Annotated in this window: 5 protein-coding genes; 1 reads left to right on the plus strand and 4 read right to left on the minus strand. The window is 61.4% G+C overall.

Annotated elements, in window-relative coordinates:
• Nucleotides 1–102 precede the first annotated feature (102 nt).
• Nucleotides 103–3609 (minus strand): hypothetical protein, encoded by a 3507-nt coding sequence (locus Pan216_RS10810; protein ID WP_145258007.1) that lies wholly within the window; start codon nt 3607–3609, stop codon nt 103–105.
• A 1308-nt stretch (nt 3610–4917) separates the two neighbouring features.
• Between Pan216_RS10810 and Pan216_RS10815 the strand changes: the two genes are divergently transcribed.
• Nucleotides 4918–6123 (plus strand): glycosyltransferase, encoded by a 1206-nt coding sequence (locus tag Pan216_RS10815; RefSeq protein WP_145258008.1) that lies wholly within the window; start codon nt 4918–4920, stop codon nt 6121–6123.
• A gap of 39 nt (nt 6124–6162) precedes the next feature.
• On the opposite strand, the gene Pan216_RS10820 is transcribed toward Pan216_RS10815, so the two are convergent.
• The 3 genes from Pan216_RS10820 to Pan216_RS10830 all read right to left on the minus strand — a co-directional run bounded on the left by Pan216_RS10820 (nt 6163) and on the right by Pan216_RS10830 (nt 12320).
• Nucleotides 6163–7665: a coiled-coil domain-containing 22 family protein gene (locus Pan216_RS10820; RefSeq protein ID WP_145258009.1), complete on the minus strand. Its 1503-nt coding sequence runs from the start codon at nt 7663–7665 to the stop codon at nt 6163–6165.
• 238 nt (nt 7666–7903) lie between these two features.
• Nucleotides 7904–10459: a VWA domain-containing protein gene (locus Pan216_RS10825; RefSeq protein WP_145258010.1), complete on the minus strand. Its 2556-nt coding sequence runs from the start codon at nt 10457–10459 to the stop codon at nt 7904–7906.
• A 1-nt stretch (nt 10460) separates the two neighbouring features.
• The gene (locus Pan216_RS10830) at nt 10461–12320 is read right to left on the minus strand and encodes a vWA domain-containing protein (RefSeq protein WP_145258011.1); all 1860 of its coding nucleotides are present in this window, start codon (nt 12318–12320) and stop codon (nt 10461–10463) included.
• Nucleotides 12321–12333: the final 13 nt, after the last annotated feature.

Below are 12333 nucleotides of genomic sequence, written 5' to 3' on the forward strand. Positions count from 1 at the left end.
ATGGATTGGCGACGACTCGTTCCTCTACCACACTTCGTAGCCGGCGTTTGATTTGCTGACGGCTACGAACGGCCCGCGTTGATCGACGGGTTGCTAGGAAACTCAACCGAGGAGGTCGTCCTCCTCGTCGTCCGACATGATCGAGTCGATGAGACCCTCCGTTTGTGGCTCGGACGTCGTCACGGGCGTCAAGGGATTGGTCCAAAGGCCGACGATGGGAATGTCGCCGGAGAGTCCGAAGGAGAAGTTGGTGAACGACTCCCCGTCGCCGTTGACGTTCAGGGAGAAGACGCCATCGCGGAAGATCCCGACATCGCTGACCCCATCGCCGTTCCAATCGCCGATGACGGGAGTGTCACCACCGAGTCCAAAAACGAACGGGGGCAGCGTGTTGGCGACATCGAACTCGGAGACCGATGGGGAATTGTTGAGGAACCAAGTGGCGTCGCGAACGACGCCGATCTGAGCGAACTGCTCCGCTCCGACGGCCGTGACAACGGGGAGGTCACCCGCGATGCCGTAAGTTAGATTCAGATCATCCTGATCGAAGCCAAGGTTTCCGTTTAGATCAAACGTCCAGGAGGCGAACGCCGATCGATAGATCCCGACTTCGGTGGCCCCATCGCCATTCCAGTCACCGATGATCGGCGTGTCACCGGCGACCCCGAAGGTGCCGGAGACGTACGCGTTCGGATCGAACGCGTTGAGTTCGCTGGTGTTGAGCGCCCACAGGAGGACGCCGTCGACGGGACGAGCGATCCCGACATTCGGCGTGCCGTTGCCGTCCCAGTCACCGATCACCTTGAAGTCGTCGACGAGGCCGAAGGTGACCTCGGAGAACTGGCTGGCGTCGAACGCGGAGAGCGGGCTGGTGTTGTAGGTGAAGCCGGCACCACGAGCGACACCGATTCCTTGGCCACCGACGTCGCGCGGCGTCACCTCGACGACGGTCAGGACGAAGTCATTGCCGTCCCCGCCCACGTAGGTCGCTTCAAAGGTATCGCCATCGACCGCGAAGCGATCTCCTTCCGCGACTCCCTCGAAGGTGCCGACGATCGGATTGAATCCTTCGTTGTTGATGATGAGGAAGCTATCCCCGACCGTTGCCGCGTAGAGCGGGTCGAGCAGGACGTTGAGCGTCGCGTCGACGATTTCGATCGGTTGATCGACGACGGTGATCTGCGTGAACTCGCCAGGATCGGTGCCGGCGATCTCGACCGGGAACGACCCGGTGATGATGTACGGCGTCCCTGGGAAGAGGTCCTCGATCGAGACGGTTCCCGGGAAGTCCTGCGCCGCGGTGGCGCTGGTGAAGTAGTTCCAGATGCCGGCGTCGGAAACGGCGAGGAAACGGATCAGCTCGCCGCCGGCGAAATTGTTTTGGGAAAGGTTGACGCTCACTCCCTCCGGGACGGCACTCGTTCCCGGCCCCGCGACGGTGATCTTATTGGGAGCGGGGGTGGTGATGCTGTTTCCGGAGACCGACAGCGTCGCGTTCGGATCGAGAATCGCCTCGATCTGACCGGTGAAACTGTTGTTGAGAAGCTGGGTGCCGCTGGCCCCGTCGATGAGGACTTGCGGTTCGGTCCGCGTGTTGGCGTCGCTCAAGCGGCTGACGGTGAGGCCGAGGAGGAAGGCGTTGCTCCCGGTGACCAAGACGTCGCTGCCGGTCGCGTCTCCATCGTAGGTGAATTCGAGGACCGTCCGAGCCATTCCCGTTTGATCGCCTCGAAGTTCGACGCCCGGTTCCTCGCCAGTGAGCTCGAAGGCGATCTTCGCGTCGATGATCGTCGAACCCTGGGCTTCGAGGACGACGGGCCCGGCGATCACCGCGTCGGCGCCCGAGCCGTAGACCGTCACGTCCTTGTCGACGACGAAGCCTTCATAGGTGCCCGGGCCGATGTAGATCGAGTCCCCGGCTTGGGAGGCGTTGATGGCGCCCTGAACCGTTGCCCAGATGCTGGGAAGATACTCGCCGTTTCGGATAACGAGCACGCTTTGGGCGAATTCGTTCGTCGCTTGGATTTCGGGGATGTTGTAGCCGAGATCGAAGGCGTCTTCGAACTCAATCTTGTTGAGAGCCGGTGGTCCGTTGAAGATGTTCTCGACGATCGTGTTGTTGAGGCCGCCGATGCCAAGGCTTCCCGTGGTGCTGGCACCGCTGAAGGTGTTGCCCTGGATCAGTCCGCCTTCGCCCTCATAGCCCATGAGGTGGCTGACGGTCGAGACGCCGCCGAAGACGTTGCCGATGAAGTCGACGTTCGTCGAGGCGTTGTTCACGCTGATCGTACCGTTGAGGTAGACGATCGACTTGTTGTTGGTTCCCCCTTCGACGATCCCGAAGGTGTTGGCGATGATCGTGTGGTTGGTCTGGCCGCCGCCGAACTCGAGCCCGAGTCCATCTTGCGGGGCGTTGATGATGTTGTCCTCAATCCGCAGGTTGTCGACGTTCGGGTTGACGAAGAACGCCGCTTCGGCTCCGGCGGCCCCGTTGATCGTGAAGCCTTGGTCTTCGCCCCCGACGGTGATGTCCGCGAGATTCGGGAGAATGTGGACGGCGCCGCGATAGGTTCCGGCTTGACCGTTGATCATGGTCTCTTCCGCGCCGGCGCTGGAAAGGAGCGTCAAGCTCTTGTTGATGTCAACATCTTCGTCGTAGGTCCCGGCCCCGACCAAGATCGTGTCGCCCGCCGAGGCGGCATCGATGGCGTCTTGAATGTTGGCCCAAATCGCGGGCAAGAAGGTCCCGCCCCCTTGATCGACGATGACCGAATGCGAGAAGGTGTTGTTCGCGAGGACCGTCGGGATGTCGTAGGCCGTCCCACCACCGGTTCCGAGGCTCGTTTGATCCAAGAATTCTCGGACGCCGGGCGCGGCGGGACCCTCAAAGACGTTATCGACGATCGTGTTTCCGCCCGTGAAGACTTCGATGCTCGCGTACTGGGTCGTTCCGATGAAGGTGTTGCCCTCGATCAGCCCGTCGCCCGATTCGAGACCGAGAAGCGGACTCGGGGTTGCCGTCGCGGAAAAGGTGTTGCCGATGAAATCGATGTTCGTCGAGTCGTTGTTGACGAACCGGCCGTTGACGTAGACGAGCGGGCGGCTGCTGGTGGCGCCGTCGACCAGGTCGAAGATGTTGTCGGTGAAGACGTGATTCGCCTGTCCACCTTCGGTTTCGATGGCGGTTTCGCCGTCGGCGGCGTTGAGGCGGTTGCCAGTGACTTCGAAAGAAGTACCGTTGGCCCCCAGGTACAGGGCGGCGTTTTGATTTGCACCCCCGTTGACGGTGAAACCGGTCGTCGCGCCACCGAAGGCGAAGTCGGTGATCCCCGCGACGACGCGAACGGCGCCGTTGCCCGATTGACCGTTGATGGTCGTAACATCGGGGCCATCGGTCGCGAGGATGGTCAAATCATTGACATCGACGACGACATTCTCGTTGTAGGTTCCAGCCGCGACCTCAATGACGTCTCCCACGGCGGCGTTGTCGATTGCGCTCTGGATCGTCGCGTAATCGTTGCCGGAGGGGCTGACAAAGTCGTCGTCGACGAAGAGCGTGGCGGGAACCCAACGGTTCTCGAGTTCCTCGAGCCGAAGGTGATTGGGCACGGACGGAAGCTGCCTTCCCGCGCCTTCAAGGAACGCACCGATCACGCGCAAGACGGGTTCGGTGAAGACTCGTCGCGACGGCGACCTCTCGACAGAGAGTCGGCGCGAACGTGAGGGGGAAACGTTCATAGTCACATCGTTCTCCAAACGGATGGGCGACGTCGTCTTCATTTCGACGGGCTCATCGGCGGCAACTTGTTCGAGGAATACGGGACTCAATGGCATCGGAGCCCGATGGTCCGATGCCGCAGCCAGCTCGTTCGTTGCGGCCCGGGAGACCGACCAAACCTGGGAATCGTTTTTCCGGGCGATCAGTATCTTTCCTGACGTTCTCTTCCATGGAGACGGTCACATGGTGGAACTGCGATGAACGAGGGCATTTCGTTGGTTTCGTGGTTCATTCGTTGTCTTCGGACGGTAGAAGACCCTCAGGACACGGCGCTGCCGCATCAGGAAGCTGGCGAACCAAGAACGAGTGTCATTGGGTGAATACGCCGGTGAAGTCGGGTGATCCGAAATCACGCGGTGAGTCGATCAGGTGGGGGTTGCTGCATGCGGGTTCTCCAAATTTTGAATCTGGTGCTGGGACCGTTGCATCCGGATGCGGTGCTGCAACGCATCCGCTTTGAGGAGTGGATCGAGCCGCACCCGCAATCACGGCTGAACCACATCGTTCAAACATCAAACCTTTTTCTCTTCTTCACATGCTCCATTTATTCGGTAACGACGCAACGTTTGTCAAGGAAAGCGGGGAAGAATCTAACGGATGTACGGGCCTCGAAGTGTCGTGTTCTCAATTCGAGAGCGCCCGTGATTCACTATCGTTGGACTATGCCGTGGAAACAGGATCTGTCGGTCCGAAAATAGGCTTTTACAAGGGGGATGGGAGAGTCGACTCCTTAGGCTGGAAATTGCTCCATTCTCTGCGTGTGGGTGATATGGTCTAGCATTGGTTCGGAGGGATTGGCCCCGATGTCTGGCGAGAATTGGATTACACTCTTGGTGAATGGACGATGGTTCTCATTTTGACACCCTGGCGTTAGAAAATTTCTGAAATTCGCCGACCCCGACTCCCGCGAATGGCGGGAAGTTCGAGGGACCACCCCCCGTGTTGTTCGAACTCACCCCATCGAAGACTCGCCGAGACGACAAGTTCGGTCGGCAAATGAACCTGTCGCCCCGACCCGGCTTTGGCTAGGATCTTCACTCTTTGGCCGGGGGGAAATGGTGGGACATCCGTCGTTGACGACGTAAAGCCTCACACGCCTCGGTAGCGATCCTTGCGTTGCTTGAGGGTGGAGTCGTTTCATGCATGTGCTGTTCGTGCACCAAAATTACCCGGCGCAGTTTGGCCATATCGCCAACTATCTCGTCGAGCATCATGGCTATCGGTGTACGTTCGTTTCCGAGAAACCGGCCGGCAAGAGGGGAGGCATCGAGCGGGTCCAATACAAGATCCGCGGCGGAGCCACCTCGAAGAGTCACTTCTGCAGTCGGACCTTCGAGAACGCGATCTGGCACACCCACGCGGTCTTCGAGGCGCTCAAGGCACGCCCCGACATCAAGCCCGACCTCGTGGTGGGGCATTCCGGTTTCGGATCGACCCTGTTTCTGCGCGAACTCTACGACTGCCCGATCATCAACTACTTCGAGTACTTCTATCACCCGCGCGAGTCCGACATCGACTTTCGCCCCGAATTCACCTCCGAGGAGATCGTCCGTCTGCGGGCCAAGGCCCGAAACGCGATGCTGCTGTTGGATCTGGAGAACTGCGACGCGGCCTACAGCCCGACTCCGTGGCAACGGAGCCGATTGCCCGAGGTCTTTCATCCGAAAGTGCGGACGATCTTCGACGGCATCAACGTCGATCTCTGGAGCCGCCGCGAGAATGTCACGCGGATGATGGGCGACAAGGAACTCCCCAAGGAGATGAAGGTCGTCACCTACGTGTCCCGCGGTTTCGAATCGATGCGTGGGTTCGACATCTTCATGAAGCTGGCCAAACGCCTTTGCGATCAACGACGCGACCTCATCGTCCTGGTCGTTGGCGAGGATCGGATCTGCTACGGCGGCGACGAGAAAGCGATCGGCGGTCCGTCGTTCAAGGACTGGGTGCTCGCGCAGGACGACTACGATCTTACGCGGATTCGCTTCCTAGGCAGGATTCCGCCCCAGGAACTCGCGAAGCTCTTTTCGATCAGCGACCTTCACGTCTATCTGACCGTTCCCTTTTGCCTTTCGTGGTCGCTGCTCAACGCCCTCTCGTGTGGAGCGACGGTGCTCGCTTCGGACACCGCGCCGGTGCGCGATGTGGTCGTCGATGGGAACAACGGCTTGTTGACCGATTTTTTCGATCTCGACGCGATGGTCGAGAAAGCCCATCGGGTGCTCGATGACCCCGTCAGCTATCGGAGGCTGGGGGAAGCGGCCGCTCGGCTGATCCGTGAGGAGTACAGCTTGCCGGTGTGTCTCGAGAAGATGCTCAAGTTGTATCAAAGCGTTGGCGGCAAGTGAGCCCTGGTCGACGTAGGAGCGTTCGCGAATCGACCGTGCTCATGGGGCGGGCGGCGCCATCGCGTCGAGGTCTTGCCGGTCGGGCCGAATCAACTCGAAGTAGCGGCGGATCGTCTGCCGGTGGCCAAGCGGAATCGGTTCGCTTTCCAGCACCGTTTCGGAGAGTTTGCGGTACTTGCCATAGACTTCGCGGAATCCACGCCCGGCCTGCTGTCGGGTTTCGGGAGCGCTAGAGGTCTCGACCGACGATGGGCCTTCGCCTTGGATTCCCGTGATCTCCTCGCGCTGTCGTTGCGAGAGGAGGTTGGTCTTTTCGCCGTCGACATTGCCGCTGCTGCTCATGGCGAACGACTGGGACGAACGCGTCGACTTCTTGGGCATGTGTAGCCGTACGTAGCTGTTCTTGTTGCAGTTGCCCTTGCACTCTGAGAGTCTGGCGAGTTGGCATTGCAGACAGAAGCCGATTCGCTTTCGACGCGATTGTGACCGGCAACGCTTGGCGAGCATCCGGGCGCCTTGGCACATTCGCTTGTTCGTGCCGTCGTTGTCGCACATCCCTTCGCACATCGTACGCACGGCGCTGCTGGTCTGGCCCATGTCATTGTCGCTCATGCGCTTGGCGACCTTCATCATGCGATCGGCGACCGCCTTGGCTTCCTTGCGCGAGAGCTTGGCCTGTTCGAGCGACTCCAGGGACTCGGCCGCCTTGTCGTGATCGCCCTTCTTGAGCGCATCGGCCACTTCCGCGAGGGCGGGAGCCGCGCTCATCGCGTCGCCGAGGGAAGCCAGCGCCGCGTCGACGGCGGCGACGTTGTGCTCGGACTGTAGCGTGGCAATCGAGGCTTCCATCTCCGAGAGCTTGGCGAGGGCCTCGTGCTCATCAACTCCCGGCTGTTCGAGTTCCCGCGTCTGTTCGCGTAGCTCCTCGACCAACTCTTGAAACTCGACCTCCTTCTCCTCCTGGGCGAGTTGATCGAGTTCATCAAGGTCCTCCGCCATCACGCGAGAGATCTGCTCGATGTGAGGCAGGACGACCGGGCTCGCGGCGAGGGGCTCCTGCGTGGGCAACGGGATGACGAGCAAGCCGACCGCTAGGCAGCAGGCTCCCAACCCGTAGTAGAACTCGCGAGCGGGGACCAGCGAGACGACCCGTTTGGGATCAGCACGGCGGAGATGATCGGTCGCATCCTCGATTTGCAGGGACTGGAGCGTGCCGGAGTCGTCGCCGCGAAGAAACTCAAGGGCCGTGAGGATGCGATCCTTGAGACCGAATTGCCGGTCGATGGCGCTCGCGGCGCTCTTGGTCCCGTCACCGGCCAGGAGTCGAGCAAACGCGAGGAGCAAGGATAACGCCGGCCCCAAGAGGAGGATCAACGCCATCTGCGGTGTCGTGATGGGCTCATGAGTGAAGAGACGCCAACCACCCAGAAGAATGCCGGCCAACGAACTGATGAGCAGCCCGCGAATCATCGCTCGCTGCAGGAGCGACCAGTGCTGGCGACGGCGAACGCTCGCGATTCGAGACAGGAATTCCTCACGCATGGCTCATTCCCTTGTTCGAGTGATCGGCTCGATGCGAATCTAACCAAAGGTACACGATTCGGTCCAACTAGGCAAACGGATGCCGCCAATGTCGACATAATGTCCTGATTGGTTCGTTCAACCACCAAGAACTCTTGGGGGCCACGCCCACGCTGGCCGTGGGCATGCGGAAGACACCTTCGACTCGGCAACATCCTGTACGAACGATGAACGACGCTTCATGAATCGAATTTGCCGGTCAGGACACGAGGACCAGCGACCAGTCAATCCGACGAAGGGCGACATCGACGAGAAAGAGCGACAACGCGGCGGTGATGAGATAGCTCCAAAGCGGAAACGCCCGCTTGGCGGTCGTCGTGGGTGTGGCGAAGACCTCCCCAGAGTCAATTTGGTGAATGCCGCCCGTGGCTCGGGCGATCGCTTCAAGCCGTTGCTCATCTGGGGGACGAAGCCGAAGTTCCTCGGGATAGCCGACGATCGTGCCGCGGGTCTGTTGATGGGCGAGGCTTCCGTCGCGGCGCTGGGTCAGTCGCAAGTGATAGGCTCCCGGCTGGTCGGTCTTGACGTGACCGACATAGCGACCCGGAGCGGTTTGCCGCATCGTCAGTTGCTCGTTGGCCAGATCCGGACGAATCACCGTCAGCTCGGTCTCGGCGCGATTGACAAATCGCCCAGCGGGATCGACCGCGTCCATCACCACTTTCGTGTGACCATCCTTGCGCGTGGTCTTGACGACGACCCCTTTCGAGTCGCTCTTTCTCATCGCGTGCCGAATGAGCTGAGCCCAAAACTTACCGAAGCCGGGCCAGGAGAGCCACTCCGCCGCCCAGCGACTCTTGGCGTCCGAGGTGAACGCGACGCTCATCCCAAGCCCGTAGCGCCACCACGCCAAGAGTGGATCGCCCGATTCGGTGGCGAGGATGAACTCGCTGGTCGGCTTCGGGCGGGTGACGACGTAGCCGAGGAGAAAGGGGGCCGACTCGATGTCGACTTCCGACAGAACCGGCGTCGGTCGGATGACTTGAGGGATGAATGGTTCCTCGTTGATGGCGGACTTGCTCGCGGTGACGGTCTCCTTCGCGAAGATCTGCGGGATCGATTGAGGATCGTTGGTGAAGTAGTATCGTCCTCGACCGGTCCGGGCGATGTCCTCGAGCAGCACCTCGTCACACCCATCGCCGACGCCGACGGTGGAGAGAGTGATCCGCTCCAGAGCCATCGTCTCGGCAAGACCGACGAAGTCACCGGGGGAGGAGATGCCATCGGTCATCACGATGACGTGCTTGAGTTTCGCGACGGTTTGACCGAGAGCGAGATAGGCTTCCTCCATCGCTGGATACATGGTCGTGCCACCGCCGGCCTCAATCGTGCTGATGCGTTCGAGGATGGTCGACTTGTCGGAAACGGGGCGGACGTCGACCACCCAGTAGCTCTGACCATCGAACGCGATGACGCCGATCTTGTCGCTCGGACCGAGAAGGTCGACGGCGGACTTGGCCGCCTCCTTGGCGAGCTCGATCTTCTGGCCGCCCATCGAGCCGGACTTGTCGATCACCAGCACCATCGCGAGGCTCGGCTTCTCCTTCTCCTTCTCGAAGTCGCTGCGAACGGGGAGTACCTCCTCGAGGATCGACTTGTAGTAGCCACCCAATCCGAACGACTGATCGCCGCCGAGCATGATCAAGCCGCCGCCGAGGTCCTGCACGTAGGACCGTGCGACTTCCATCTGTTTCGCCGTCAGCGAGGTCGCGGGAACGTTCGAAAGGATCAGCAGTTCGAAGTTCTGAAGATCGGCGAGGCTCTCGGGCATGCCGACGGGAGGACGCGTCTCGATCGCGATGTCCTCTTCCTCGAGAGCCCACGTCAAGTCGCGGATCTGGCTCGGCTCGCTCTCGATCAGAAGGACTCGCGGTTTGCCGGTCGTGAAGACAAGGCCAGAGTGGGTGTTGTTGTCGACAAGCGTATCGTCGAAGCCGCTGATGCGGACGGTGAACTCCGCCAAGCGATTGCTGTCGATCGACTGGCGAAAGCGAAAGCGGTTGGCTCCCTTCTGGATCTTGCGTCGTTCTCCCACGACCTTGATCGCGCCGTTGTAGACCTCGATGAGCCCTTCGTCGTCATGATTGGAATCGATGAGCACCTCGACGTGGAACGGCTCCCCTTGAGCGACTTGGGCCGGGACGTCGACGGAGGAGACTTGGACTTCCGGATCGCTTCGCGTTTCGAGCATGACGGTCGAGATGGGGACACCGCCATGGAGAGCGGCCGTGAGCGAGTCGCCGGCGGTCTCGTTCCCATCCGAGAGCAGAACGATCCGGGGCACGTAGAAGGGGGGCATCGCGGCGGTCGCCACGGTGATGGCCTCGGCGATGTCGGTCCCTCGCTCGGGTGGAGCTTCCGTTTCGCCGATGCGCTCCGATCGGATGGCTCCCGGCCGCTGGCCGAAGGAGAGAAACGCGACTCGGTTGGAGCCAGCCTCTTCGACTGCGCGATCGACGAACGCGGCGGCTTGTTCCCTTGAGGAGTCGGCGACGCTCAAGCTTTTGTCCAACACGAAAACGACGAAGAGTTCCCGCGTGGTGGTCAGTAGGGCGAGCCCCGAGAGAGAGAGAACCAACAGCGCGACGACCAGGCTTCGGACAACCAAGGACAGGCGGCGTTGCCAGCGAGGAAAGTCGACGAGGCTGTGACGGAAGGTGAGGTAAAGGATCGGCAACGCGACGAGCCCGAGCAACCACCATGGTCGCGTCAGTTCGAACTCGAACCCCGGATTGTCGAGCCAAGCTTCGGACATGTCATCCAATCCATCGGCGTTGATAGAGCCACCATTCCGCCGTCACCAGCAGCCACGCCAGGACGACCAAGTAGAACCAAAGCGGACGCCCGCCCCAACCGGCTCGGAGCAGGGCGGACTCGTCGAGCGAGGCTCGAGGGACGCGAAGATCGCTCTCGCGTTTGCTTGCCAGGTTGCAGGCGATCATCCGCGCGGGCTCGACCCGTTTCTCGTCCTCCGCGGACTCGATGCTCGAAGGGCGAACGGTCCAAATGCCCGCGTGGTCGAGCGGGCCGATGGTCGCTTTGCCGTCGGCGATGGACAACGCGAGTTCCTCGCCTCGTGGATCGACGAGGTTCCACGTGGCCGCCTCGGTCGAGGGAATCGGAATCTCCGTCAAGGAACCGGTGGTCAACGATTCGCGCAGCTCCCCTTGGTCGCCGGCGAACCAGTGGAGGGCGTTGGTCACCAGGATCGGAAAGGCGGTTCGGAGCGGCAGATCGCCCTTGTCGAGGTTGACGGTGAGGACGAGTGCCTTCCCCTCGTCGCCGCGGTCGAAGGTGAGATAGAGCGGATCGCCGGAGACCGACTCGACGAGAACATCCGCGTCAGTGAGCGGCTCGAGCCGCCGGGCTTCGGGCATGAGAACGTTGTTGAGACGAACGTGCCGGAGAAGGGGGGAGGAGCGTTCCTCCTTGACGACGATCGGGTTCGAAAGCGTCTCTCCAAGCGTCCAGAGGGGAGTCGACCCGCCCGGCTCGATCACGAGGACGTTTCCCGTAGGGAGCGTATTTCCCGCGTGACGGTGAAGGACGAGGACCGCGCCCGGAGGGACCGTCTCGGGAGGCCGCTCGGCGAGGCTTAGCCGGACGACTGGATGGGCCTCGAGCACTTTCTGAAGAAAGAGATTGTCCTTCGCGACGAGGAAGACCTCTTGCGGCGGACGGTCGGGCAGCACCGCATACGCTTGATTGTCGGGGGCGAAACGGTCGGTGTGGTTCAGTCGCGCGACGAGTCGGCCGCCCAGGGCGGAAGTCTTCTCAAAGACACGCGACCACGTTTCTCCCGGAGCGAGTGTCAACGGCACGACGTCGACGATCTCCTCGTTGAGGTCGATCTCGAGACGGCAGGAGACCTCGCTTTCGCCGAGGTTGCTGACTTGGGTGAGGATCTCGTAGCCGATAGGGTCGCCGAGACTCCGGCGAACCTGAAGCTGGGTGATGCCGACGTTGTCGGTCGCTTTACCTATCGAGACGAACTGGAGGTCTTCCGCGCCGATGATCTCTTCGTCATCCTCGAAGCAGCCGTCACTCAAGAGGATGATCTCGCCTTGGTCGCGATCACCGATCAATCGGCGGGCCAACGTGACCGCCTCCGCGACGCGCGTGGGACCGTCGGTCGCTTCAATGTCGGCCAGAGCGCCCCGCAGTGTTCGCTGGTGACCCGTCAATCCGCAGGCCACGCGTGGGGCGGTGCCGGCGGTGATGATCGTCATTTCGTCTCGGTGGCGCAAAGCATCGATGATCCCCTGGCCGATCGTCTTCGCTTGGCCCAAACGGTCGGGCGCGACGTCGGTGGCGTTCATGCTCGCCGAGTTGTCGACGATCAGGGCGACGCGGCGCGCCGCGGTCGACTCCCAGGGAAAGTAGGGTTTGGTCAGCGCGAGCACGAGCAGGGCGAGAAACGCCAGTTGCACCAGCAGCGAAAGCAGGTGCCGAAGCTTCTGCCAAAGGGATCGCGGCTGGTGCTCGTCGAAGATCTGCTGCCAGAAGAGCACGGTCGAGACCGGCACGCGGCGCATGCGGATCTTCAGCACATAAAGGATGACGATGGGCAAGGCCAACGCGAGCCAGCCGAGCGCCGAGGGACTCGTCAGGTTCATCGCCGCTGCTCCC

The sequence above is a fragment of the Kolteria novifilia genome, assembly GCA_007748055.1.
Taxonomy (GTDB): Bacteria; Planctomycetota; Planctomycetia; order Kolteriales; family Kolteriaceae; genus Kolteria; species Kolteria novifilia.

What these genes read in the sequence shown, in the direction of transcription:
- Pan216_RS10820 (WP_145258009.1), bottom strand. Translation starts at nt 7,665, where the DNA reads ATGCGTGAGGAATTCCTGTCTCGAATCGCGAGCGTTCGCCGTCGCCAG.
- Pan216_RS10830 (WP_145258011.1), bottom strand. Translation starts at nt 12,320, where the DNA reads ATGAACCTGACGAGTCCCTCGGCGCTCGGCTGGCTCGCGTTGGCCTTG.
- Pan216_RS10815 (WP_145258008.1), top strand. Translation starts at nt 4,918, where the DNA reads ATGCATGTGCTGTTCGTGCACCAAAATTACCCGGCGCAGTTTGGCCAT.
- Pan216_RS10825 (WP_145258010.1), bottom strand. Translation starts at nt 10,459, where the DNA reads ATGTCCGAAGCTTGGCTCGACAATCCGGGGTTCGAGTTCGAACTGACG.